Below are 25,793 nucleotides of genomic sequence, written 5' to 3'. Positions count from 1 at the left end.
GTGCGGAAGTTCATCCTCCGGACATGTCTTCGAGTTACCTGTGGGGCGGTAGTAGGCTCGCGCCGTTTGCTGACTGACATGTGTACCCCCGACCGGCGGGGGTCGAGCTGGGGGAGGCCATGCGCTTTCGCGGGAAGTCGATCCGCCGGAAGATCGTGGCGCTGCTTCTCGTGCCGCTGGTGTCCCTGGTCGCCATCTGGGGCTTCGCCACGGTACTCACGGGGCGTGAAGTCACCCGGCTCTTCCATGTGACCGATGTCGTCCAGAACATCGCCTACCCCACCGAGGACACCGTCCGCGTTCTGCAGCAGGAACGCCGGCAGACCCTCGTCTACCTCGCAGACCCACGGGCGGCCGACGCCCTCTCGGCGCTGCACCGCACCCGCACGGCCACCGACCGGGCCGTCGCCGAGATCCGCGAGAACGCCAGGGACCACGACCTCCGTGGCGCCATGGACGCGGACGACAGCGATCGACTCACCACCGTCCTGGACGCCTTCGACGGCCTCGACTCCCTGCGCCGCAGCGTCGAGGAACGCACGGTCAGCCGCGCTCAGGCCCTCGACCTGTACAACCGGCTCATCGACCCCTGCTACACCCTCTTCGACGCCCTCGGCGGCATCGACGACGTCGACATGGACAAGCAGGCCCGGGCCCTGGTCAACGTCACCCGAGCCCGCGAGCTGCTCTCCCGCGAGGACGCCCTGCTCGGCTCCGCGCTGGTGGTCGGCAAGCTCTCTCACGACGAGACCCGCGACATCTCCGACCTCGTCGCCCAGCGCACCCTCCTGTACGACATCAGCCTGCCGCTGCTGCCCGCCTCGGAGCGCGAACGGTACGAGCGCTTCTGGAAGAACGCCACCACCGCCCCGCTGCGGGTGGCCGAACAGACCGCCATCGGCACCGATTCCGGAACCCCGCGCGGTGTCACCGCCCAGAGCTGGGACTCCGCCGCGGCGAGCGTCCTCGACGAACTCGGCACCCTGGACAACCAGGTCGGCGACCGCTTCCAGGACCGTGTGCAGCCCGTGGCCATGGGCGTGATCGTGCAGGCGGCCGTCGCGGGCATCCTCGGACTCGTCGCTCTTCTGCTCTCCATCGTCCTGTCCGTGCGCGTCGGCCGCAGTCTCATCCGCGACCTGCGGCAGCTGCGCCTGGAGGCACACGAGGCGTCCGGCGTCCGGCTGCCCAGCGTGATGCGCCGTCTCTCCACCGGTGAACAGGTCGACGTCGAGACCGAGGTGCCACGGCTGGAGTACGACAAGAACGAGATCGGCGAGGTCGGCCAGGCCCTCAACACGCTCCAGCGCGCGGCCGTCGAGGCCGCCGTCAAGCAGGCCGAACTGCGGGCCGGAGTCTCCGAGGTCTTCGTCAACCTCGCCCGCCGCAGCCAGGTCCTCCTGCACAAGCAGCTCACCCTGCTCGACACCATGGAGCGCAGGACCGAGGACACCGACGAACTCGCCGACCTGTTCCGCCTGGACCACCTCACCACCCGGATGCGACGGCACGCCGAGGGCCTGGTGATCCTCTCCGGCGCCGCACCCTCGCGGCAGTGGCGCCGCCCCGTGCAGCTGATGGACATCGTCCGCGCCGCCGTCGCCGAGGTCGAGGACTACGAGCGCATCGAGGTCCGGCGCCTGCCGCGGGTCGCCGTCACCGGACCGGCCGTCGCGGACGTCACGCACCTCGTGGCCGAGCTCCTGGAGAACGCCACGGTCTTCTCGCCGCCGCACACCGCCGTCCAGGTACTCGGCGAGCGCGTCGCCAACGGCTTCACCCTGGAGATCCACGACCGCGGACTCGGCATGACGGCCGAAGCGCTGCTGGACGCGAACCTCCGGCTCGCCGAGACCCCCGAGTTCGAACTCTCGGACACCGATAGGCTCGGCCTCTTCGTGGTCAGCCGCCTCGCCCAGCGCCAGAACGTCAGGGTCTCCCTGCAGCCGTCCCCCTACGGGGGCACCACGGCCGTCATCTTCATCCCCGACGCGCTGCTGTCCGACGACGTCCCGGACACCAACGGCATCGGCTTCCGCCTCGACCGTGACCGCCCCTCGAAGGAAATCAAGCAGGCGGCGAGCCTCACCCCTGCCCGGTCGCAGGCCCCGGTGCAGCTGCCCGGCCTGCCGACCTCCCTGCTGGACGGCCCGGTTGAGCTGGAGGCACCGGTGGACCTGGACGCCATCGACGACTTCCCCGGCGCCCTCCCGGACGAGGAGAGCGAGCGCGGCGGCCTGTTCCGGCCCCGCCGCGGCCGCGGCCACTCCGACGACCAGGCGGCCACCCGGCCGGGAGAGCCCCATCAGCCGGCCTCCGTCCGTGCCGACGACAGCCAGGCAGTCGACCGCCCCGGCGGACCCGTACCGCTGCCCCGCCGGCACGTGCCGAAGCTGGTCAGCTCGCACGGCAGGCCCGTCACCGAGCAGCCCTCCCGACGCGGCGAAGCGGACGAGCCGCCCGCGGCCGGCCCGCGCCGCCCCGACACCGGCGGACTGGCCCCCTTGCCCGCCCGCCGCCGCGGTGAGGCAGCTCGACGCACCACCGGAATCGGCGACCCCGTCGGCGAGCGCACGGCCCCTGCGGCCGGCGGCGCGGACCAGACCGCCCAGGCCCCGGCGCTGCCCCGACGGACCCAGCCCGCGCAGGCCGCTCCCGCCGCCGGCCCGGGCGACGGCGCCCCGCCCAGTGGCGGCGCGGTCCCCGCGTCCGGCACCGGCACCGGGCCACTGCCCCGGCGGGTACGACAGGCCAACCTGGCCCCACAGCTGAAGCAGGAAACCGAACGGCGCCCCGACCACACGGCGCAGCCCGCCGACCGGGACGCCGATGAGGTCCGCAGCCGGATGGCCTCGCTCCAGCGCGGCTGGCAGCGCGGCCGTGACGAAAACGCCGCGGGCGACCAGGCCCGGAACGGCACAGCACAAGGAACGACAAAGGGGGACGGTCGATGACCGCACCGAAGGCCACCGGCCACACGGAGACGAACAGGGGAGAGCTGAACTGGCTCCTGGACGACCTCGTCGACCGGGTCGCCAGCATCCGCAAGGCCGTCGTGCTCTCCGGCGACGGTCTGCCCACGGGGGTGTCCAAGGACCTGACCAGGGAGGACAGCGAGCACCTGGCCGCGGTCGCGTCCGGCTTCCACAGCCTCGCCAAGGGGGTGGGCCGCCACTTCGAGGCGGGCAGCGTCCGGCAGACCGTGGTCGAGCTCGACGACGCCTTCCTGTTCGTCACGGCCGCCGGGGACGGCAGCTGCCTCGCCGTCCTCTCGGATGCCGAGTCCGACGTCGGGCAGGTCGCCTACGAGATGACGTTGCTGGTCAAGCGGGTCGGCGTACATCTCCGCTCCGCTCCGCGCACCGATCTGCCCGCAGGCGGGTAGTGGGATGACATGAGCGGAGACGGTCAGGGAAGAAGCCACTGGTTCGACGACGAGGCCGGACCGGTCGTCCGGCCGTACGCCATGACACGCGGTCGCACCACCAGTCCGGCCCAGCACCGCCTCGATCTGATCGCGGTGGTCGTCACCGAACCCGCGGCGGGAGATCCGGAGACGGACCCGACACTCGCCCCGGAACACACGGAGATCGTCGGACTCTGTCGCACGGCACCGCAGTCGGTCGCGGAGCTCGCCGCGGGACTCGACCTGCCGATCGGTGTGGTCCGCGTGCTCATCGGGGACCTCGTGCACGCGGAACTCGTCCATGTGACGCGTCCGGTGCCCCCGGCAGAGCTGCCGGACGAGAGTATTCTGCGCGACGTGATCAACGGCCTCCGGGCGCTGTGACCGGCGCGGAAGCGGAGTAGTGACGTGACAGGCTGGCAGTTCTGGGTCGACAGAGGCGGCACCTTCACCGACATCGTCGCGCGTCGCCCGGACGGCCGCCTGCTCACGCACAAACTGCTGTCCGACAACCCCGCCCGGTACGCCGACGCGGCCGTCGCCGGCGTGCGCGAACTGCTCGACGGCTCCGGGGAACCCGTCGACGCCGTCCGCATGGGCACCACCGTCGCCACCAACGCGCTGCTGGAACGCAAGGGCGAACGCACCCTCCTGGTGATCACCCGCGGTTTCCGCGACGCCCTTCGCATCGCCTACCAGAACCGCCCCAGCATTTTCGCCCGCCGGATCGAACTGCCCGAGCTGCTCTACGAGCGGGTGATCGAGGCCGACGAACGCATCGCCGCCGACGGCACCGTCCTGCGGGCCCCCGACCTGGACGCCCTCGCGGGGCCGCTCCAGGAGGCGTACGACGACGGGATCCGCGCGGTCGCCGTCGTCTGCCTGCACAGCCACCTCCACCCCGCACACGAACGCGCGATCGGCGACCTCGCGGCACGCACCGGCTTCCCGCAGATCTCGCTGTCCAGCGAGGCCAGCCCGCTGATGAAGCTCGTGCCGCGCGGGGACACCGCCGTGGTCGACGCCTACCTCTCGCCCGTGCTGCGCCGCTATGTGCGACACGTCGCCGACGAACTCCGGGGCGTGCGACTGATGTTCATGCAGTCCAACGGCGGGCTCACCGAGGCCGGGCAGTTCCGTGGCAAGGACGCCATCCTCTCCGGGCCGGCCGGCGGCATCGTCGGCATGGCCCGCATGTCGCAGCGCGCCGGCTTCGACCGCGTCATCGGCTTCGACATGGGCGGCACCTCCACCGACGTCTCGCACTTCGCCGGCGAGTACGAGCGTGTCTTCACCACGCAGATCGCGGGCGTCCGGCTGCGCGCTCCCATGCTCGACATCCACACCGTCGCCGCAGGCGGCGGCTCCGTGCTCCACTTCGACGGCTCCCGCTACCGCGTCGGCCCCGACTCGGCCGGCGCCGACCCCGGACCCGCCTGCTACCGCGCCGGCGGCCCGCTCACCGTCACCGACGCCAACGTGATGCTCGGCCGCATCCAACCCGCCCACTTCCCCGCGGTCTTCGGCCCCGACGGCGACCGGCCGCTCGACGCCGCCGTGGTCCATGACCGCTTCACCGCCCTCGCGCACGAGATCCGTGAACGGACCGGCGACGACCGCACCCCCGAGCAGGTGGCCGAGGGGTACCTGCAGATCGCCGTCGCCAACATCGCCAACGCCGTGAAGCGGATCTCCGTCCAGAAGGGCCACGACGTCACCCGCTACGCCCTCACCACCTTCGGCGGGGCGGGCGGCCAGCACGCCTGCAGGGTCGCCGACTCGCTCGGCATCCGTACCGTCCTCGTGCCCCCCATGGCCGGTGTCCTCTCCGCACTCGGCATCGGCCTCGCCGACACCACCGCCATGCGCGAACAGTCCGTAGAGGCACCCCTGGAGGCCGCCTCGATGCCCGGCGTCCGCAAGACCGCCGACGACCTGGAAAGCGCCACCCGGGCCGAACTCCTCGCCGAGGACGTCCCGGAGGACCGCATCGAGATCACCCGGCGCGCCCAACTGCGCTACGACGGCACCGACACCACCCTCACCGTCGAGCTCACCGAGCCCGACTCCATGCGTCACACCTTCGAAGAGCGTCATCGCGCCACGTACTCCTTCACGCTCGACCGCCCGATCGTCGTCGAGGCCCTCTCCGTCGAAGCCACCGGCATCACCGCACCCCCCGATCTCTCCGCCCTCACCCCGTACGAGGGCCACCGCGCCGCCCCCGAGACCGTCCGCCTCCACACCGACGGCGCCTGGCGCGACGTACCCCTCCATCGCCGGGAGGCCCTTCCGCCCGGCGAAACCGTCACCGGCCCCGCGGTCATCGCCGAGGCCGGCGCCACGACCGTCGTCGACGACGGCTGGCGGGCCGCTGCGACCGACGACGGGCATCTGCTCATGGAACGCGCGGCGATTACGCAGAGTTCCGATCTGGACACGAAAGCGGACCCGGTTCTGCTTGAGGTCTTCAACAACCTCTTCATGTCGATCGCCGAGCAGATGGGCGCCCGGCTGGAGTCCACGGCCCAGTCCGTCAACATCAAGGAACGCCTGGACTTCTCCTGCGCGCTCTTCGACCCGGACGGAAACCTGGTGGCCAACGCGCCCCACATCCCCGTCCACCTGGGCTCCATGGGCACCAGCGTCAAAGAGGTCATCCGCCGCCGCGGCACCTCGATGCGGTCCGGCGACACCTACGCCGTCAACGACCCGTACCACGGCGGCACCCACCTGCCCGACGTCACCGTGATCACCCCGGTCTTCGACACCGACTCCGCGAAGGACACGGAGAGTGAGTCGAAGATCCTCTTCTATGTCGCCTCCCGCGGTCACCACGCCGAGATCGGCGGCATCGCCCCGGGCTCCATGCCCGCCGACAGCCGGACCATCGAGGAGGAGGGCGTCCTCTTCGACAACTGGCTGCTCGCCGAGAGCGGTCGCTTCCGGGAGGAAGAGACCCGCCGCCTGCTCACCGAGGCGCCCCATCCCTCCCGCAACGTCCGCACCAACCTCGCCGACCTGCGCGCCCAGATCGCAGCCAACCGGAAGGGCGTCGACGAAGTCCGCCGCATGATCGAGGAGTTCGGCCTCGACGTCGTACAGGCCTACATGCGGCACGTCCAGGACAACGCGGAGGAGGCGGTCCGCCGGGTCGTCGACGCACTGGACGACGGAGAGTACGCCTACGAGACGGACTCGGGCGCCGTCATCCGCGTCCGCGTGCGCGTCGATCGTGCCGAACGCCGCGCGATCATCGACTTCACGGGCACCTCCGCACAGCTCACCACCAACTTCAACGCCCCCTTCTCGGTGGTCAACGCCGCGGTCCTGTATGTCTTCCGCACCCTGGTCGCCGACGACATCCCGCTCAACGACGGCTGCCTGCGCCCTCTGGACATCGTCGTACCCCCGGGCTCGATGCTCTCCCCCGAACCGCCCGCCGCCGTGGTCGCGGGCAACGTCGAGACCTCCCAGGCCGTCACCGGCGCCCTGTACGCCGCGCTCGGCGTCCAGGCCGAGGGCTCGGGGACCATGAACAACGTCACCTTCGGCAACGAACGCCACCAGTATTACGAGACGGTCGCCTCCGGATCCGGAGCCGGCGACGACTTCCCCGGTGCAGACGTCGTACAGACGCACATGACCAACTCGCGGCTCACCGACCCCGAAGTGCTGGAGTGGCGGCTGCCCGTCAGGCTCGACCAGTTCGCCGTCCGGCGCGGGAGCGGCGGCGCAGGACGCCGGCGCGGCGGGGACGGTGCCGTGCGCCGCATCCGTTTCCTCGAACCCATGACCGTCTCCACGCTCTCCCAGCACCGCCGCGTGCCGCCGTACGGCATGGCGGGCGGCGAGCCCGGCGCGCTCGGCACCAACCGGGTGGAGCGGGCCGACGGCACGGTCACCGAACTCGGCGGGAGCGGATCGGCGGACGTCGGTCCCGGCGACGTACTCGTCATCGAAACCCCTGGTGGCGGCGGCTACGGCCGACCGTCGCCCGACCACCATCAAGCAGGAGAAGAGATCGATGATCTTCGGGCGTTCTGAACGCGGCATGCCCCCGGTCGAGCCCGTCACGCTCAAGATCCTCGTGGCCGGCGGCTTCGGCGTGGGCAAGACGACCCTCGTCGGCGCCGTCAGCGAGATCAGGCCGCTGCGCACCGAGGAGTCGCTGAGCGAGGCCGGGCGCCCGGTCGACGACACGAGCGGCGTGGAGGGCAAGCACACGACCACCGTGGCCATGGACTTCGGCCGTATCACCCTGCGCGAGGACCTTGTGCTGTACCTGTTCGGAACCCCCGGGCAGGAACGGTTCTGGTTCATGTGGGACGAGCTGTCCGAGGGCGCGCTCGGAGCCGTCGTCCTCGCCGACACGCGCCGTTTGGAGGACTGCTTCGCGGCCGTCGACTACTTCGAGAGGCGCTCCATACCCTTCCTCGTCGGCGTCAACTGCTTCGAAGGGGCCGCCCGTTATCCCGATGAGGCCGTGCGTCAGGCCCTGGACCTGGACCAGGACGTGCCCGTCCTGCTGTGTGACGCCCGCGACCGCGAGTCGGTCAAGGAGGTGCTCATCGGAGTCGTCCAGCATGCGATGGACTACGGGGCCGACCGCCGTGGGGCCCTCACCAGCTGACCCGAGGCACGGCCCGTACCCCCGCCGACAGGGGTACGGGCCGTGGTCTCTGGGCGCAGCCGCACGCGCGCGTGGAGCGCGCGGCACCTAGGCCCGGTCGTCCTCGAGCCAGCCGAAGCTCTTCTCCACCGCCTTGCGCCAGTTGCGGTATTCGCGGTCGCGTACCGACGTCTCCATCGCCGGTGTCCACTCCGCGTCCTTCTGCCAGTGCGACTTCAGCTCGTCCAGGTCGTTCCAGACGCCGGTCGCCAGGCCGGCCGCGTAGGCGGCGCCCAGACAGGTGGTCTCGGAGACCCGGGGCCGGATCACCGGCACCCCGAGGACGTCCGCCTGGTGCTGCATCAGCAGGTTGTTCTTCGTCATGCCGCCGTCGACCTTCAGGGTCGTGATCCGCACCCCGGAGTCCTGGTACATGGCGTCCACGACCTCCCTCGTCTGCCAGCTCGTCGCCTCCAGCACCGCGCGCGCGAGATGGGCCTTGGTGACGTACCGGGTCAGCCCGGTGACGACCCCGCGCGCGTCGGAGCGCCAGTAGGGAGCGAACAGGCCCGAGAAGGCGGGCACGATGTAGGCGCCGCCGTTGTCGTCGACGCTCGCCGCAAGGGTCTCGATCTCGTCGGCGGTGCGGATGATGCCGAGCTGGTCGCGGAACCACTGGACGAGCGCGCCCGTTATCGCTATGGACCCCTCCAGGCAGTACACCGGCGCCTCCTCGCCGATCTTGTACCCCATCGTCGTCAGCAGCCCGCTCTTGGACGGCACGGGCCGGTCACCGGTGTTGAGCAGGAGGAAGCTGCCGGTGCCGTAGGTGTTCTTCGCGGTGCCGACGTCGTAACAGGCCTGCCCGAACACGGCGGCCTGCTGGTCGCCCAGAGCCGAGGCCACGGGCACACCGGCGAGCTGGCCGACGGCGGTGCCGTACACCTCGGCGGACGACCTGATCTCGGGCAGGACCACCTCGGGAACGTTCATCGCGGAGAGGATGGAGGGATCCCACTGGAGAGTCTCCAGGTTCATCAGCATGGTGCGGCCGGCGTTCGTGACGTCGGTGAGATGCCGGCCGCCGTCCGTGCCGCCGGTGAGGTTCCAGATCAGCCACGAGTCGATGGTGCCGAAGGCGATCTCGCCGCGTTCGGCGCGGTCCCTGAGTCCCGGCACGTTGTCCAGCAGCCAGGCCGCCTTGGGGCCGGAGAAGTAGCTGGCCAGCGGCAGTCCGGTCTGGTCGCGGAAGCGGTCCTGGCCGTCGGTGCCGCCGAGTTCGTGACACAGGCCCGCGGTGCGGGTGTCCTGCCAGACGATCGCGTTGTGCACGGGCTTGCCGGTGGCGCGGTCCCACAGGACCGTGGTCTCCCGCTGGTTCGTGATGCCGAGGGCGCTCAGCTGGTCCGCGCGCAGTCCGGCCTTGGCGAGCGCCCCCGCCACCACGGCCTGCACCTTGGACCAGATCTCGGTGGCGTCGTGTTCCACCCAGCCCGGCTTGGGGAAGATCTGGCGGTGCTCGCGCTGGTCCACGGCGACGATCGCGCCACCGTGGTCGAAGATGATGCAGCGGCTGGACGTGGTGCCCTGGTCGATGGCGGCGACGTACTTCTCGGCGGTGTCCGTCATGGCTGTCCCTGGGTCGCTGGGTCGGGTCGCTGGGTCAGAAGGCCGCGTTGTAGAGGAGGCCGGCGAGCGCCCCGCCGATCAGCGGGCCGGCGACCGGGATCCACGCGTAACCCCAGTCGGACGTGCCCTTGTTCGGGATCGGCAGGACGGTGTGCACGATGCGCGGGCCGAGGTCTCGCGTCGGGTTGATGGCGTATCCGGTGGGCCCGCCGAGGGAGAGTCCGATGCCGACGACGAGCAAGGAGACGATCAGCACGGTGATGCCGGACTCACCGAGCCCTTTCGTCAGGCCGAAGGCCAGGATCGGCAGCACGAGGGCCATCGTCGCGATGATCTCGGTGATGAGATTGGCGACCGGGTTCCTGATCTCCGGGATGGTCGAGAAGATACCGAGGGTCGGCACCGGTTCTTCGGCGGTGCCCTCTGCCGTGCCCTCCTTGCGGACGTTGGCCTGGAACTGCGCCAGATACACCAGGTAGGCGAGGACGGCGCCCAGCATCGCGCCGACGAACTGGCCCAGCAGATAGACCCAGACCTTGTCCCACTTGCCGGTGTCCACGGCGATTCCGATGGTGACCGCGGGGTTGAGCTGACCGCCGGAGAGCGGAGCGGCGGTGTACGCGCCCGCGAGCACGCCGAACCCCCAGCCGAACGCGATGACGACCCAGCCGGAGGCGCGTGCCTTGGAGTGTCTGAGGGTGACGGCGGCGCAGACACCGGCACCGAAGAGGATCAGGATCGCGGTGCCGATGACTTCGCCGACGAAAATGTCTCCGTTGCTCATGGCGGCTCCCTAGGCGCCGGCCCGGGGCTAGCAGCCCCGGCCCTCCGTACAGGAACGGTTCCCTTGGCGACTTCAGCCGAAGGCAGGGAGGGTCCCGCGCCCCGCCCGGCATCCGTGACGAGCGTGCCGTCGCAGCCGGATCGCCCTTGGGGGACGGGCCATTGCGCAGGAACGGCCCGTGGCACAGTGCCTGATAACGCCGAGAATGTACGGCGATGTCGGCTGACACCCGGAAGTGTTCACCGGCACCACGGGACCGTCAAGGTTGCTGACGGCAACGGTGACAGCGGTTTCCCGCGACCGGCGGTCTACGCCTCTCTTCCCGCAGGTGGGCGCTCAACGGGCCGACAGGGCAGGTTCGTTCATCCGAGGGGCTCGGCCGCCGCGTACCCCGCCTGGGCCGGGGCCGCCGCGGAACCGCGCCGGATCTCGTGTCCGGGCAGACCCGGGCGCGCGAGCACCCAGCTCGTCCCGCCCAGTGCCTTCGCCGCCCTTTTCAGCGGAGCGAGATGGGCGGCCGCCTGCCGGTGGTCGGACACGCTGCCGGGCCGGCACACGACGGTCGCGAGGGACAGTGTGACGGGGCGCCCGCCCGCCGACCAGCGCGCATCGAGCACCGCGGCGGCCAGCGGGTCCAGGGCCTCCTCCTCGGCCAGCACCAGGAAGTCGTCCCCGCCGATATGACCCACGCGCGCGTGCCGTGCGGCCGCCTGCTGCAGCGCCCGGCCCACCGAGCGGATCAGCTCGTCGCCCGCGGCGAACCCGGCACCGTCGTTGACCTGTTTGAAGTGGTCGATGTCCAGCCAGCTGAGTGCGAACGTCCGCCCGTCGACGATCCGCCGGTCCACCTCACTCGTGATCATGTCCGAACCGGGCAGCCGGGTCAGCGGATTGAGTCCCGCCGCCTCCTCCACCCGGGTCTCGGCCAGCGCCCGTACGAGGTCCGCGAGCCGTACGACGCCCACGCACCGGCTGCGGTGGTCGACCACCGCCACGTCGTCCGAGGTGCGGTCGCGGCCGCCGATCGCGACCACGTCCAACACCTCCCAGGCGGTCGCGTCGACACCCACCGTGCGCGGCGCGTCGCCCAGCTTGAAGGCGGGCCGGTCCGCGTACAGGGCATGCCCGTACCGGCCGGACATCGACAGCAGGAAGCGTGACCGGTGCACCGACCGGACGGGCACCCCGGCCTGGTCCACGAGCAGCACCCCGGAGACGTCCGGCTTGCCGGTCAGCAGCGCGCGTACCTGCCCTGCCGAAGCGGTGACCGGCAGGAGGGCGGCGGGCCGCACGAACTCCCGTACCGACGGCCCGGTCCGGGGCACGGCCACGGCGCCGGGGGAGCGGGCCGGAACGTATACGTCCGCCGCGGGGATCCGGGCCGGTGGCGCGAACAGCTCGCCCTGGGCCAGCTGCGCACCGGCCGACAGCGCCGCCGCACACTGCAGTTCGGTCTCCACACCCTCCACCGCCACCAGCGCGCCCAGTTGCTCGGACAGCGTCCGCATGGCCCGCACCGCGGCCGGACGGGCCAGCAGAGAGGGGTCGAGCTTGATCAGGTCGGGGGAGAGGTCGGTGAGCAGCCTCAGGGGCACGTCCCCGTCACCGATGCCGTCCGCGCTGACCCGGAACCCCTGCTCGCGTACCGAGGCCACCGCCTCCAGCAGCGCCCGCTGGGGCACGTGGGTGTAGGGCGGCACGATGTCGAGGGTCACCTCCCAGGGCATCCGGCCCACCGCGCGCACGGCGTCGTGCAGCGGCGTGAGGCCGCCCAGGTCGGCGAGCGTGGCCGCGAACACGTTGACATGCAGGGGCAGCAGCGTCTCCTTGAGAGTCGCCGTCCGCAGCGCCGACACGGCCAGCCTGCCGTCGAGTTCGGGGTCCCGGCGGGCCTCGGCCAGGATGTCACCGGTCTCCGGGCGTGCGAGTATCTCCAGTGCGGCGACCGCACCCGTCCTCAGGTTCACCACCGGCTGGAAGGCGAAGCGGAGAGTATCCGTCCAGGAGTGCACGGGAGCATGATGGCGCTGCCCGCGTACACCCGGGCGCAGGTTCATGAGACGTTCACGCAGCATTCCGGGGTGGTCACAGAGCGTGGACAACCCCATGGGTCCCGGCTGTCACACGACGCGCTTGCCGGGCACTGTCAGCGCACGGCGACCACCGAGGATCCGTGCCCGAACAGCCCCTGGTTCGCCGTGATCCCCACGCGCGCCCCGGCGACCTGCCGGTCGCCCGCGGCCTCCCGCAGCTGCCAGGTCACCTCGCACACCTGGGCGATGGCCTGGGCCGGTACAGCCTCACCGAAGGACGCGAGCCCGCCACTGGTGTTGACGGGTATGCGCCCGCCCGGGGACGTCGCGCCCTCCCGCAGGAGTTTGGCTCCCTCGCCTTCGCCGCACAGTCCGAGATCCTCGTACCACTGCAGCTCCAGCGCGGTGGACAGGTCGTACACCTCCGCCAGGGACAGGTCCTCGGGGCCGATGCCCGCCTCTTCGTAGGCGGTCCGGGCGATGGAGGCGCGGAAGGTCTCGTCCGGAGGGGCCACGGCGACGGCGGAGTCCGTCGCGATGTCGGGGAGATCCAGCACGGTGCTGGGGAACCGCGGAGTCACCGTCGACACCGCCCGGATCCGCACCGGCCGCGCGGCACCGTGCCGGCGCGCGAAGTCCAGGCTGCACAACACCAGCGCGGCGCCGCCGTCGGAGGTCGCGCAGATGTCGAGCAGCCGCAGCGGATCGGCCACCACGGCGGACGCGGCGACCTCCTCGGGGGTGACCCGCTTGCGGTAGCGCGCGTACGGGTTCAGCGCCCCCAGAGCCGCGTTCTTCACCTTGACCAGGGCGAAGTCCTCGGGCGTGTCACCGTGCACCGCCATGCGCCGGCGCGCGTACAGCCCGAAGTACGTCGGGTTCGTCGCCCCCAGCAGGCGGAAGCGCAGCCAGTCCGGATCGTCGGGGCGGTCGCCGCCGGCGGGCCGGAAGAATCCCTTGGGCGCGGCATCCGCCCCCACCACGAGCACCACGTCCGCGAGCCCGGCGAGGATCTGTGCCCGCGCCGTCGCGATCGCCTGCGCGCCGGAGGCGCACGCCGCGTACACGCTCGCGACCCGGGCCCCCTGCCAGCCCAAGGCCCTGGCGAACGTCGCCCCCGCCACGTACCCCGGATATCCGCCACGCACCGTGTCCGCGCCCACGACAGAGCCGACGTCCGGCCAGTCGAGACCGGCGTCGTCGAGGGCCGCGCGGGCCGCCGCCGTCCCGTACTCGACGAAGCTGCGCCCCCACTTGCCCCAGGGGTGCATGCCCACACCGAGCACCGCCACGTCCGCCGTCATCCCGCCACCCCCGTCGGCCGCCACTGCCAGGTCGTCCACACCGTCTCCGCGTCCTCGTGGAGCACTCCGGGAACGACCTCCACCTCCATGCCCACCGCCAGATCGGCGGCGGTGACCCCGGGAACCGTCTGTCCCAGCAGCACGATCCGCTCGGACTCCAGCTCCACCGCGATCAACGCGTACGGCTCCCACGGAAGTTCCGGATTGCTCACATAGGGTGACGGAGGACGGTACCGGCTGTCGGTGTACGACCAGATCCGGCCCGTTCGTGACAGCGGGACTTCCTCCAGGGTGCCGCCCGCGCAGTGCGGATTGCGGCAGTGGACGTCCTCCCGCGGGAAGAAGACCGAGGCGCAGGATGCGCAGCGGGTGCCCAGGAGCCGGAAGCGGTCTTCTTCGCCGGTGAACCAGTCGGAGACCGCGGGTGTGCGTGTGCGCGTCAACATTCCTCCCGGCCAGCAGATCTGACGATGCGTCAGAAGTGTGTCACGGGCAACCGGAATTGGGCAGGCGTCCCGGCGAACCGGACGGCCCCCTCCTGCGTCGTGGTAGCAGGAGGGGCGGGCGGAGCCGACGGGGGTGGTCCCGGCCGCCCCTCCGGATCCTCGTCGCATCCCTGGGCACAGCTGGCGGAAGACGTGCTTCCTCTGATCGGATACAGTCCGCGCGTGTCCGAAATTCAGCACCCTACTGTCAACTCCGTACCGGGCTCGCACTGTTCGAGCTGCGGAGTGCCCTACGGAGAGGGCGTCTCCGGCTGGCCGCGCACCTGCCCGTCCTGCGGGACCGTCGTCTACCGCAACCCCCTGCCGGTGGCGATCGCGCTCCAGCCCGTCTACGACACCAAGGGCACGGCCCTGGTCGTCATCACCCGAACCATCGCCCCCGCGCGCGGAGGCACCGCACTGCCCGGCGGCTACATCGACGACCGGGAGGACTGGAGGCACGCCGTCGTCCGCGAACTCAAGGAGGAGACGGGCATCGACGCGGCTGCCCGCGAAGTGCGCCTCGTGGACGCCATGAGCTCGCCCGACGGGCATCTGCTGCTGTTCGGACTCCTTCCGGAACGCCCGGCCGAAGGGCTGCCGCCCTCCGGCGCCACGGACGAGACCGAGGGCTGGCATCTGCTGCGCAGGCCCGAGGAACTCGCTTTCCCGCTGCACACCGTGGCCGCGCGGGCGTGGTTCGAGGGCCGCTACGTCTGAGCCCGCCGCTCAGCCGAGCCCCCGTATGCGCACCGGGTAGGGCGGCTCGACCGCGCCGTCCTCCCGCTCCCGGGTGACGACCACCTGCCGGCCCTGCCGGCGGACGGCATAGCGCTGGACCTCCGGCTCGTCCCACCCGTCGCCCGCGTCCGGCACGATCAGCCCGCCCCCGGTCCGTCCCCCGGCGGGTGCCCACACCTCCAGCTCGAGCCCGCCGTCCTCGCCGCGCACGGGAACGACCGCACCCGCGCGCGCGAGCACCGGAATCCGCGACAGCGGCGCGTCGACGAGAATCTGTGCCGGACCCTCGTACGCCTCCTCCGTCACCGTGTCGTACCAACGGCCCCGTGGCAGCTGCACCGCACGCCGGTCCGCACCCGGGTCCACAACGGGCGCCACCAGGAGGGAGTCGCCCAGCAGGAACGCGTCCTCGCAGTCGCGCAGCGCGCGGTCCTCCGGCGCCCCCCACCACAGCGGCCGCACATACGGAGCGCCGGTGCGCCGGGCCAGGTGGGCCAGCGTCACGAAGTACGGCAGCAGACGCCGGCGTTCGAGCAGCGCCTCGCGTGCGTGCTCCAGAACCTCGGGACCGAACTCCCAGGGCTCCCTGCGCCCCGCCCGCAGACTCGCGTGCGTACGGAACAGCGGCAGGTACGCGCCGAGCTGGAACCACCGCAGATACAGCTCCGGCGACGGAGACCCGTCGAACCCGCCGACGTCCGGCCCCGAGTACGGCACCCCGCACAGGCCGAGTCCCAGCACCAGCGACAGGGATACGCGCAGCCCCGGCCAGCCCGTCGCGACGTCTCCGGACCACGTGCCCCCGTAGCGGTGCATGCCCGCCCAGCCGGACCGTGAGAACAGGAACGGCCGCTCCTGGGGCGACAGTTCGCGCAGCCCCTCGTAACCCGCTCTGGCCATGCAGAGCGCGTACACGTTGTGGGCCTCGCGGTGATCGCCGCCGCGCCCTTCCAGGGCGTGCCGGGCCGAACGCGGCAGCGTCGACTCGCCGAAGGCGCTGAACGACGTCGGCTCGTTCATGTCGTGCCAGAACCCCGCGAAGCCCTGCCCCAGCCGCTCCTCGTACAGCCCGCCCCACCACTTGCGCACGCGCGCGTGCGTGAAGTCAGGGAAGACCGACTCGCCGGCCCACATCTCGCCCCGCACCGTCCGCCCCGCGGCGTCCCGCACGAACGCGTCCAGGGCCGCCCCGCTGTCGTACACGGCGTTGCCCGGCGCGGCCTTCACCGCCGGATCGACGATCGACACCAGCCGGATGCCGTCCCGGCGCAGCTCCTCCGCGAGCCCGGGCAGCTTCGCGAAGCGCTCCTGGTCGACGGTGAACACCTGGTGGTCCGCGTAGTGGTCGATGTCCAGGTGGACGGCGTCCAGCGGCAGATCGTGCTCCTGGTAGCCCGCGACGATCCGGCGCACCTCCTGCTCGCTGCCGAAGCCCCAGCGCGCGTGATGGTGGCCGAGCGCCCACGCCGGCGGCAGCGCGGGTGCCCCGGTCAGCGACGCCCAGGTGTGCAGCACGCGCGCGGGGGTGCCCACCATCACCCAGCAGCGCAGCGGACCTCCGTCCATCCGCACCTCGCAGCGCCCCGCGCGATCGTGTCCGGACCCCGCGCCCTCCTCGCCCTCGCCCAGGGTCACCGTGCCGTCCCACGTGGTGTCGTGGAACACCAGATGAGCCGCGGCGTCGGCGACCACCAGCTGCACCGGCATGGTCAGGTACAGCGGATCGTCCCCGGGGCCGAACGCCTGGCCCGGGTCGGTGTTCCACAGCCGGTAGGTGCCGTCCCGCAGCCGCGGGCCGGCCGCGCGCCCGCCCAGTCCGAAGAACCGGGCGTCCGCCGCCACCTCGGACCGCTGCATCCAGCGCGCCGTACCCCCGCCGACCGGCTCCCACCAGCGCGGCGGCAACTCACGTCGCAGCATCACACCGCCGGGTGTGCACACCTCCAGCGCGCCGTGGCGGGAGACCACGACAGTCACCCGCTCGGCCACCACCCGCCAGCCGCCGTCCTTGTCCGGCTCCAGCACCGCCCGCGGATCCGGCTCGGGGCAGTTCCCGGCCAGTGCGTACGACGGCTCCGGACCCGCCCCGTCCCAGCCCCAGAAGACGGCCCCGTTGACCGCGACCGTGATCCGCAGCTCGGACCGGCTGAACCGGATCAGGCCGCCCCCCGGCCCCGGCTCCGCACCCTGCACCTGCCCCGGCACCCGCGCGCGCTCGGCACCACGTGGCGGCAGCCCGGCGGCGTCGATACGCCTCCTGCGCCATGCGGCCCGCACGGTACGCAACCCCTGAGCCGCCCTCCCCGAACCGACCACACTCACCGAACGCACCAGGTCACGACCGTCCATGCTGCTCACCCTGCCACTCACCGCCCCACACGCGCGTGTCGTTCAACTGCCGTTCACCCGTGCTTGGACCACATCTTCACGACACGGACTATGTGGGGCGCACCCTGGTGTGGAAGTCGATCACATGGCATCGTCCCTGTCAGCCGTGTCACGCGCACACCCCAGCCCGTGCGCGGACCGCCGCACACGACGCGCACAGCCCGGGAGCCGCCCCATGTCGACCGCGAACCCCCAGCCGCTCTGGCAGCCCGATCCCGAGCGGATCGCCCGGGCGCGCATCACCGCGTTCCAGGCATGGGCCGCCGAGCACCACGGCGCCCCGGCCGAGGGAGGCTATCCGGCACTCCACCGGTGGTCCGTCGAGCAGCTGGACACCTTCTGGAAAGCCCTCACGGAGTGGTTCGACGTCCGGTTCTCGACCCCCTACGCGCGCGTGCTGGGCGACCGCTCGATGCCGGGCGCCCAGTGGTTCCCCGGAGCCGCCCTCAACTACGCCGAGCACGCCCTGCGCGCCGCCGCCGACCGAGCGGACGAGCCCGCGCTCCTGTACGTCGACGAGACCCAGGAGCCGCGCCCGGTGACCTGGTCCGAGCTGCGCCGCCAGGTGGGCTCCCTCGCCGCCGAACTCCGTACCCTCGGCGTCCGCCCCGGCGACCGCGTCAGCGGCTACCTCCCGAACATCCCCGAGGCCGTCGTCGCGCTCCTCGCGACGGCCGCCGTCGGCGCCGTATGGACCTCCTGCGCCCCCGACTTCGGCGCCCGCAGCGTCCTCGACCGCTTCCAGCAGGTCGAACCTGTCGTCCTGTTCACCGTCGACGGCTACCGCTACGGCGGCAAGCAGCACGACCGCCGCGAGATCGTCGCCGAACTGCGCCAGGAGCTGCCCACCCTGCGCGCCGTCGTCCACATCCCGCTCCTGGGCACCGAGGCCCCGGAGGGCGCCCTGGAGTGGTCGGCGCTGACGGCCGCCGACACCGAGCCCGTCTTCGAGCAGGTCCCGTTCGACCACCCCCTGTGGGTGCTGTACTCCTCCGGTACGACCGGTCTGCCCAAGGCCATCGTGCAGTCCCAGGGCGGCATCCTCGTCGAGCACCTCAAGCAGCTCGGCCTGCACTGCGACCTCGGCCCCGGGGACCGTTTCTTCTGGTACACCTCGACCGGCTGGATGATGTGGAACTTCCTCGTCTCCGGCCTGCTCACGGGCACGACGATCGTCCTGTACGACGGCAGCCCCGGCTACCCGGACACCGGCGCCCAGTGGCGGATCGCCGAACGCACCGGAGCCACCGTCTACGGCACCTCCGCCGCCTACGTCATGGCCTGCCGCAAGGCCGGCGTGCACCCCTCCCGCGACTTCGACCTCTCCCGGGTGCAGTGCGTCGCCACCACCGGCTCGCCCCTGCCGCCCGACGGGTTCCGCTGGCTGCGCGACGAGGTCCGCGAGGACCTGTGGATCGCCTCCGTCAGCGGAGGCACCGACGTCTGCTCCTGCTTCGCGGGAGCCGTACCGACCCTGCCGGTGTACACGGGCGAACTCCAGGCGCCCGGGCTCGGCACCGACCTGCAGTCCTGGGACCCGAGCGGCAAGCCCCTCGTCGACGAGGTGGGCGAACTGGTCGTCGCCAACCCCATGCCCTCGATGCCGATCCACTTCTGGAACGACCCCGACGGCAGCCGCTACCACGACAGCTACTTCGACACCTACCCGGGCGTCTGGCGCCACGGCGACTGGATCACCGTCACCTCGCGCGGCTCCGTGATCATCCACGGACGCTCGGACTCCACCCTCAACCGGCAGGGCGTACGCATGGGCTCGGCCGACATCTACGAGGTGGTCGAACGCCTGCCCGATATCAAGGAGTCCCTCGTCATCGGCATCGAGCAGCCCGACGGGGGCTACTGGATGCCGCTGTTCGTGCACCTGGCGCCCGGCGCGGTCCTGGACGAGGCACTTGTGAACCGCATCAAGCAGGCCATCCGCGAACAGCTCTCGCCCCGCCATGTGCCCGACGAGATCATCGAGGTCCCGGGGGTCCCGCACACCCTGACCGGGAAGCGCATCGAGGTCCCGGTCAAGCGCCTCCTTCAGGGCACGCCCCTGGAGAAGGCCGTCAACCCCGGGTCCATCGACAACCTCGCCCTGCTGGGCTTCTACGAGGAACTGGCCCGCAAGCGCGGCTGACCCGCCGGCGCCTCACCCTCCATAGGTGGCCTCGGACTCGCCCAGCACGGTGGCGAAGTCCGAGGCCAGCCGTGCCGCCTCGGCCGGATCCAGACCCGCGGCCGTGATCCGGACCCCCGGTGCGGACGCCAGCCGGAACCTCGCCCCGGCCGCGACCCACCAGCCGTACGACCGCAGCCCGTTCACCACCGCCGACTCGTCCCGCACCGGCACCCACAGGTTCATCCCGCTCGCGCCGTGCGACGCGACACCCCGCTCGGCCAGCTCCGCGGCCAAAGTCGTGCGGCGCAGCGCGTACGCCTCACGCGCGCGTGCCACCAACGACCGCGTGGCCTCGTCCGTCATCAGCCCGTGGACGGTCTCCTGAAGCAGGTGACTGACCCAGCCGGAGGTCAGCAGCTGCCGCCCGTCGTGCCGGGCGAGCGTGACCGGGTCGCAGACCGCGGCCGCCCACCGCAGATCGGTGCCCAGGTACTTGCTCACGGTCCGTACATGCAGCCAGCGGGCAAGCCCGGCGCCGGTCACGGTGTGCAGGACGGCGCCGGCCACTTCGGAGGCGTGGTCGTTCTCGATCACGAGCACGTCGGACGCGTCCCGCAGCATCTCGGCCAGCGCATCACGGCGCGCCACGGAGAAACAGCCGCCGTACGGATTCTGCGCCCGCGGACTGAACACCACGGCCCGCGCACCGGCCCGCAGCGCCACCTCCAGAGCCTGCGGACGCATCCCCTCGCCGTCCACGGCGACCGGAACCGGACGCAGCCCCAACGCCGTGACCAGATCCAGTAGATGGTGATAGCCCGGATCCTCCATGGCCACCGCGTCCCCGGGGCGCAGCTCGACCGACAGCACCCGGCCGATCAGGTCGAGCGCACCGTACGCGAACGTCACATGCTCCACGGGCACACCGTCCGCCCCGAACCAGTCGCGCACGGCGCCCTCGAGCCGCGCCAGCCGGGGAGCGGAGCGATGGGAGCGGGCACCCGGTGAGAGCCGTGACGGCGGCACCAGAGCGGGCAACAGCGCAGGATCCGGATGCCCGCCGGCCAGGTCCCGCAGCCCCTCAGGGACCTTCGGCGGGCGCCGCGACGCGATCGCCGGCGCCGGCGCGACCACCGTGCCGCCCCGCCCGCGCGTGACCACGATGCCCCGCCCGCGCAGCTCCTTGTAGGCCGTGGCGACCGTGCCCGGGCTCACCCCCAGCTCGTCCGCGAGCCGTCGTACGGGAGGCAGCGCGGCTCCCGGCGCCAGGCCTCCTTCGGCCACGCCACATTCGACGGATGCGGCAATTCCCTTGGCCGTCGTACCACTGATCCCATATTGTGTTGCCACGTTAGACATTATGTATCAATACATAATTCCCAGGCAAGCTCCACCCGAGGGGGAACAGTGGAAGCCAAGCCCCGCGCCGCCGACCGGCCCCCGCGCATACCAGGAGGCCACGACGGACGCCGGATGCTCCTGGTCACCTTCCTCGACCGCATCGGCAGCGGGTTGTGGGCAGCCGTCTCCGTCCTCTACTTCACCTACGTCTCGGGCCTTTCCATCGCCCAGGTCGGCACGCTCGCCGCGGTCTCAGGTGCCATCGGCATCGCGGGCGCGCCCCTGGGCGGCCGCATCGCCGACCGCTTCCCCCTCACCCGCGTCCTGATCGCGCTCCAACTCCTGCGCGCCCTCGCCTCCTTCGCCCTGCTCACCACCGACCACTACCCGCTGCTGCTCGCCTTCTCGGCCGTCGGCAGCCTCGGCGACCGCGCCGCGAGCGTCCTCACCAAGCTCTACGCCACCCGCATCGCCGGACCCGACCGTGTCCGGTACCAGGCGGTCAACCGGACCGCCTCCAACGCCGGCTGGGCCCTGGGCGGCCTCGCCGCGGCGGCCGCCCTCACCCTCGGCACCACCGCGGCCTACCGCTGGCTCCTCGCCGGGGACGGCCTCTCCTTCATCACGGTCGCGCTCCTCACCCTGACCTGTGCGGAACCCCCGTCGACCACCCGCATCGCCGCCACCGCCGGCGACACGCCCCACAGCCGCCCGCAAACCGGCCCCTGGCGCGATCGCACCTACCTCGCCTACGTCGCGACCGAAATGGTCCTCTTCCTCGACGACACCGTCTTCAAGATCGGCCTGCCCCTGTGGATCGCCCACAGCCAGGGCGTGCCGCACGGTCTCGCACCTCTGCTGCTCGTCCTCAACAGCGTGATGGTCGTAGCCCACCAAGTGCCACTCGCCCGCTACGGCACCACCACCGCGGCAGCCCGAAAGCTCCTCGCCCCGCTGTCCGCAGCCTTCGCCCTCGGCGGCATCGCCATGGCCCTGTCCGCCACCGGCGGCACCGTCCAGGCCGTATGCCTGCTCACCACCTCGGCCATCGCCTTCACCCTCGCCGAGATGATCCACGCCACCGTCTCCTGGGAACTGTCCGTGGCCCTCGCCCCCGACACCGCGCTGGGCGCCTACCTCGGCGTCCACGGACTCGCCCAGTCCGCCCAGCGCAGCATGGGCCCGCTCGTCGTCACCGCGGCCATCGCCACCGGCCCCCTCGGCTGGACCGCCTTCGGCACCGCCATCGCCCTGACCTGCGCAATCCAGCACCGCCTGGTTCGCGACCGCCTCCGGCTGAGCCCGTTGTCAGTACCGCCGGTTACTGTGAGTGAGCATTGATCGACTGTGCATTGGGGGAAACATGGCGCACACCGACCACCGGACCATGCGACGCGTCCTGCGCCGCGAAATCGCCGGCACGATCGGCCTGCTCACCGACGACCACGATTTCCGCGCCATGCGGCGCTACCGCAGCTTCGCCTTCGACGACCACGTCGCCTACCTCCAGCAGGTGGAGGCTCTCCTCAAGACCCGGGCGGCACAGGGCAGCCACACGACACTGGCTCTCTTCGACCCCGAGGAGTACGCCGATTTCTGCGCGGAGACCGGCCTCGACCCGGAAGCCCCGGCCAGCCGCACGCGGTTCACGGCAGAACTCGCGGCCACCGGCCCCACGATCCCCTATGACGGCAGCCCCCTCAGCACACTCCTGCCCGCCCTCGTCGACGAGGCCGTACGACAGGCCACCTGGGAGTACGCCACCACTCTCCTGACCCGCCTCGGCCCCTGCCGTACCTGCGGCGAGGACATCGGCCGCGCCGCCTTCACCCGCGCCTCCGACCTCGTCGTCCGCATCCTCGACACCGCCCCGCCCGGCGACCGGCACCTGGTCTGCAGCGTCTCCGGACCGCCGGAAACACTCGTCTCCGTCCTGTACGCCGACCAGGGCACCGAAGGCGCCACCGAACTCGACGAGGCCGAAGCCCTCGAATTCACCGGAGTCCTCGCCCTGGGCCTGGCCACCCGCAGCCCCGGCGGACTCGTCATGCGCATCAGCGCCCCCGGCACAGCCGACCGCGTCCACGGGTGGCGGCTGCGCGGCGGCGGCCTCGAACCACTCACCGCCGCCGAGGTCTTCGACGCCTACTGCACCGACGTCGAATCCGGCGACCTCATCTCGCCCGAGTCGGGCGTCGACTACTGCGCACCCCCCGACCTCGGAGAGGAGAGCACGGACCAGGGACACCGCCACTGAACGCGCCAGGGGCGCCCCACCCGAAGGCGGGACGCCCCTGAACCCGGCAGACGCCGACGGACAACGACTACCGGTAGGACTACTCGCCGGACAACACAGCCTGAGCCGCGCCGCGTGCCTCCTCGGCACTGTCCGCCGCACGCGCGGCCGCGGCAGCCCGCTCACACTGCGCCAGCGTGTACTTCGCCAGCGTCGCCCGGACATAAGGAATCGACGCCGCACCCATGGACAGGGAGGTGACACCCAGACCCGTCAGCACACAGGCAAGCAGCGGGTCGGACGCGGCCTCGCCGCACACACCGCAGCTCTTGCCCTCGGCCTTGGCCGCCTCGGCGGACAGCGCGACCAGGTCGAGCAGTGCGGGCTGCCACGGGTCCTGCAGCCGCGACACCGCACCCACCTGCCGGTCCGCCGCGAACGTGTACTGCGCGAGGTCGTTGGTCCCCAATGACAGGAACTCGACCTCCTGCAGGATCGACCGCGCCCGCAGCGCGGCCGACGGGATCTCGACCATCGCACCGAACTTGGCCCGCAGACCCGCCTCCCGGCAGGCGTCCGCGAACGCCTTGGCGTCCGCACGGTCCGCCACCATGGGAGCCATGACCTCGAGATAGACCGGCAGCCCCTCCGCGGCCTTCGCCAGCGCGGTCAGCTGCGTGCGCAGGACCTCGGGGTGGTCCAGCAGGGTCCGCAGACCGCGCACGCCCAGCGCCGGGTTCGGCTCGTCCGCCGGAGTCAGGAAGTCCAGCGGCTTGTCGGCGCCCGCGTCCAGTACCCGCACGACCACACGGCCCTCGGGGAACGCCTCCAGCACCTGCCGGTAGGCCTCGACCTGCTTCTGCTCGGACGGCGCGTTCTTGCTGTCGTCCAGGAACAGGAACTCGGTACGGAACAGACCGACACCCTCGGCGCCGGCCTCCACGGCCGCCGGCACATCAGCCGGCCCGCCGACGTTGGCCAGCAGCGGCATCTTGTGCCCGTCGGCCGTCACACCCGGGCCGGTCGAGGCGGCCAGCGCGGCCCGGCGCTCGGCGGCCGCGGCCTCCAGCTCCGCCTTCTTCTCCTCGCTCGGATTCACGAAGATGTCACCGGTGCTGCCGTCGACGGCGATCATCGTGCCCTCGGCCAGCTCACCGGCACCCGGTAGCGCCACCACGGCCGGAACACCGAGCGCGCGCGCCAGGATCGCGCTGTGACTGGTCGGCCCGCCCTCCTCGGTCACGAAACCGAGCACCAGAGTCGGGTCCAGCAGCGCCGTGTCGGCCGGAGCCAGATCGCGCGCCACCAGCACATAGGGCTCGTCACTGTCCGGGACACCCGGCATCGGGACGCCCAGCAGCCGGGCGACGATGCGATTCCGCACGTCGTCGAGGTCGGCCACGCGCCCGGCCAGGTACTCCCCGGCCCCGGCCAGCAACTCGCGGTACGCCGCGAACGCGTCGTACACCGCACGCTCCGCCGTGCTGCCGACGGCGATCCGGCGATCCACGTCCGCCATCAGCTCGGGGTCCTGCGCCATCATGGCCTGCGCCTCGAGCACGGCCTGGGCCTCGCCCCCCGCAAGATTGCCGCGCGCCACCAGGTCGGCCGCGACAGCGTCCACGGCCTGGCGCGCCCGCCCCTGTTCGCGCTCCGCCTCGTCCGCCGGGATCTGCTTGGCCGGCGGCTCGAGCACCGCTGTCCCCATGTGCCGGACCTCGCCGATCGCCACACCGTGGCTCACGCCGACGCCTCGCAGCGTTGTCTCCATCTCACCCGTCTCCGATTAGTGCGGCGGGTCCCGCCGCCGCGGTGGTTGTCCCGTACGCCGTCCAACGACGGCACTGCCGTCAGCTCCAGGAGAAGAGGCTGTCGCCGGCCTTGACGTCACCGCTGTCACAGAGGTCGGAGAGGGACTCGGCCGTGGCCTCCAGCGCCACGACCGGGCACACCGGTGACTTGCCGGCGGCCTCGACCGCCACGGGGTTCCAGCGCACGATGCTCTGACCCCGGGTCACGGTGTCACCCTTGTTGACGAGCAGCTCGAAGCCCTCGCCATTGAGCTGAACGGTGTCGATGCCGAGGTGGGTGAGCACGCCGTGCCCGCTCGCGTCGACCACGACGAAGGCGTGCGGGTGCAGGGAAACGATGACGCCGTCCACGGGCGATACGGCCTCGGAGGGCTCACGCACGGGGTCGATCGCAGTGCCTGGGCCGACCATGGCCCCGGAGAAGACCGGATCCGGTACGGCGGCCAGTCCGATGGCACGTCCAGCGAGAGGGGACGTCACGGTGGTCATGGGAAGCCTCCCAGGAGTGGAGCTGCATACGGGCCGTCACTGCCAGTCGCAGACGGCACTGAGCAGCAGCGTATGTCATGTGAAGTGGCGGTTCCGTATAGAAGCTACCAGGTAGTGGTCTAGACCACCAGCTCGCTCGATTTGCACGTGCTTCAGCGCCCCGTGTACAGTCGTACTCCTGCTCAAGACGGAGCGACGCGAAAGCGCGCCCCACTAATAAGCAGAACCCAAACTTGTCAGATCCTATCCTGGGATCATCTTCTGCATGCCTGCAGGAGGGTGGTCAGGGAGACGGAAAAACCCTGATAGAGTTTGAAACACCGAAGGGAAGCCCGGAGGAAAGCCCGAGAGGGTGAGTACAAAGGAAGCGACCGTTCCTTGAGAACTCAACAGCGTGCCAAAAATCAAC

General features: G+C 71.5%; 18 protein-coding genes. 9 read left to right on the top strand and 9 right to left on the bottom strand.

What is annotated here, in order from left to right; translation table 11 throughout:
* Positions 1–119: 119 nt before the first annotated feature.
* Genes ACIRU3_RS17150 through ACIRU3_RS17130 form a run of 5 tightly spaced genes read left to right on the top strand, consistent with a single transcriptional unit; the run spans position 120 to position 8,039 of the window.
* A complete protein-coding gene (locus ACIRU3_RS17150) occupies positions 120–2,954 on the top strand; it encodes a nitrate- and nitrite sensing domain-containing protein (RefSeq protein ID WP_404056978.1) in 2,835 nt (944 codons plus the stop codon).
* Complete coding sequence (locus ACIRU3_RS17145) at positions 2,951–3,385, top strand: roadblock/LC7 domain-containing protein (RefSeq protein ID WP_404056976.1); 435 nt, start codon at positions 2,951–2,953, stop codon at positions 3,383–3,385. The genes ACIRU3_RS17150 and ACIRU3_RS17145 overlap by 4 nt, the downstream gene beginning before the upstream one ends.
* A 9-nt stretch (positions 3,386–3,394) precedes the next feature.
* The gene (locus ACIRU3_RS17140) at positions 3,395–3,790 is read left to right on the top strand and encodes a DUF742 domain-containing protein (protein WP_404056974.1); all 396 of its coding nucleotides are present in this window, start codon (positions 3,395–3,397) and stop codon (positions 3,788–3,790) included.
* Positions 3,791–3,814: 24 nt separating this feature from the next.
* The gene (locus ACIRU3_RS17135; RefSeq protein WP_404056972.1) at positions 3,815–7,453 is read left to right on the top strand and encodes a hydantoinase B/oxoprolinase family protein; all 3,639 of its coding nucleotides are present in this window, start codon (positions 3,815–3,817) and stop codon (positions 7,451–7,453) included.
* Positions 7,434–8,039: a GTP-binding protein gene (locus tag ACIRU3_RS17130; RefSeq protein ID WP_404056970.1), complete on the top strand. Its 606-nt coding sequence runs from the start codon at positions 7,434–7,436 to the stop codon at positions 8,037–8,039. The genes ACIRU3_RS17135 and ACIRU3_RS17130 overlap by 20 nt, the downstream gene beginning before the upstream one ends.
* Before the next feature lie 87 nt (positions 8,040–8,126).
* On the opposite strand, the gene glpK is transcribed toward ACIRU3_RS17130, so the two are convergent.
* The 5 genes from glpK to ACIRU3_RS17105 form a co-directional block, all read right to left on the bottom strand.
* Positions 8,127–9,647: a glycerol kinase GlpK gene (gene glpK, locus ACIRU3_RS17125; RefSeq protein WP_404056968.1), complete on the bottom strand. Its 1,521-nt coding sequence runs from the start codon at positions 9,645–9,647 to the stop codon at positions 8,127–8,129.
* A gap of 34 nt (positions 9,648–9,681) precedes the next feature.
* Positions 9,682–10,431 carry an MIP/aquaporin family protein gene (locus tag ACIRU3_RS17120; RefSeq protein WP_404056966.1) on the bottom strand — a complete coding sequence of 250 codons (750 nt, stop codon included), beginning with the start codon at positions 10,429–10,431 and terminating at the stop codon, positions 9,682–9,684.
* 362 nt (positions 10,432–10,793) lie between these two features.
* Positions 10,794–12,443, bottom strand: coding sequence for a GGDEF domain-containing protein (locus tag ACIRU3_RS17115; protein WP_404056964.1), 1,650 nt, complete (start codon positions 12,441–12,443; stop codon positions 10,794–10,796).
* A gap of 134 nt (positions 12,444–12,577) precedes the next feature.
* The gene (locus ACIRU3_RS17110; RefSeq protein WP_404057406.1) at positions 12,578–13,768 is read right to left on the bottom strand and encodes a lipid-transfer protein; all 1,191 of its coding nucleotides are present in this window, start codon (positions 13,766–13,768) and stop codon (positions 12,578–12,580) included.
* A complete protein-coding gene (locus ACIRU3_RS17105; RefSeq protein WP_404056962.1) occupies positions 13,765–14,214 on the bottom strand; it encodes a Zn-ribbon domain-containing OB-fold protein in 450 nt (149 codons plus the stop codon). The genes ACIRU3_RS17110 and ACIRU3_RS17105 overlap by 4 nt, the downstream gene beginning before the upstream one ends.
* Positions 14,215–14,436: 222 nt before the next feature.
* Between ACIRU3_RS17105 and ACIRU3_RS17100 the strand changes: the two genes are divergently transcribed.
* Positions 14,437–14,973: an NUDIX domain-containing protein gene (locus tag ACIRU3_RS17100; RefSeq protein ID WP_404056960.1), complete on the top strand. Its 537-nt coding sequence runs from the start codon at positions 14,437–14,439 to the stop codon at positions 14,971–14,973.
* A 9-nt stretch (positions 14,974–14,982) separates the two neighbouring features.
* Here the strand turns inward: ACIRU3_RS17100 and ACIRU3_RS17095 are convergent, their stop codons facing one another.
* Positions 14,983–17,343: a glycoside hydrolase family 31 protein gene (locus ACIRU3_RS17095; protein ID WP_404056958.1), complete on the bottom strand. Its 2,361-nt coding sequence runs from the start codon at positions 17,341–17,343 to the stop codon at positions 14,983–14,985.
* 214 nt (positions 17,344–17,557) lie between these two features.
* Between ACIRU3_RS17095 and ACIRU3_RS17090 the strand changes: the two genes are divergently transcribed.
* Positions 17,558–19,525, top strand: a complete 1,968-nt coding sequence (locus ACIRU3_RS17090; protein WP_404056956.1) for an acetoacetate--CoA ligase — start codon at positions 17,558–17,560, stop codon at positions 19,523–19,525.
* A gap of 12 nt (positions 19,526–19,537) precedes the next feature.
* On the opposite strand, the gene ACIRU3_RS17085 is transcribed toward ACIRU3_RS17090, so the two are convergent.
* Positions 19,538–20,857 carry an aminotransferase class I/II-fold pyridoxal phosphate-dependent enzyme gene (locus tag ACIRU3_RS17085; protein ID WP_404056954.1) on the bottom strand — a complete coding sequence of 440 codons (1,320 nt, stop codon included), beginning with the start codon at positions 20,855–20,857 and terminating at the stop codon, positions 19,538–19,540.
* Between the two features lie 57 nt (positions 20,858–20,914).
* Between ACIRU3_RS17085 and ACIRU3_RS17080 the strand changes: the two genes are divergently transcribed.
* Together ACIRU3_RS17080 and ACIRU3_RS17075 are read left to right on the top strand one after the other, a co-directional pair.
* Positions 20,915–22,189: an MFS transporter gene (locus ACIRU3_RS17080; protein WP_404056952.1), complete on the top strand. Its 1,275-nt coding sequence runs from the start codon at positions 20,915–20,917 to the stop codon at positions 22,187–22,189.
* Between the two features lie 22 nt (positions 22,190–22,211).
* Positions 22,212–23,105: a hypothetical protein gene (locus ACIRU3_RS17075; RefSeq protein WP_404056950.1), complete on the top strand. Its 894-nt coding sequence runs from the start codon at positions 22,212–22,214 to the stop codon at positions 23,103–23,105.
* A 79-nt stretch (positions 23,106–23,184) separates the two neighbouring features.
* Here ACIRU3_RS17075 and ptsP read toward each other — a convergent pair whose 3' ends face one another.
* Positions 23,185–24,855, bottom strand: a complete 1,671-nt coding sequence (gene ptsP / locus ACIRU3_RS17070) for a phosphoenolpyruvate--protein phosphotransferase (protein WP_404056948.1) — start codon at positions 24,853–24,855, stop codon at positions 23,185–23,187.
* Between the two features lie 79 nt (positions 24,856–24,934).
* Positions 24,935–25,384 carry a PTS glucose transporter subunit IIA gene (locus ACIRU3_RS17065; protein ID WP_404056946.1) on the bottom strand — a complete coding sequence of 150 codons (450 nt, stop codon included), beginning with the start codon at positions 25,382–25,384 and terminating at the stop codon, positions 24,935–24,937.
* Positions 25,385–25,793 lie beyond the last annotated feature (409 nt).

The organism is Streptomyces sp. NPDC101151, from assembly GCF_044768335.1.
GTDB lineage: Bacteria > Actinomycetota > Actinomycetes > Streptomycetales > Streptomycetaceae > Streptomyces.
Note: the sequence above shows the minus strand (reverse complement) of the source record. Positions and strands in the feature narration are given on the sequence as shown.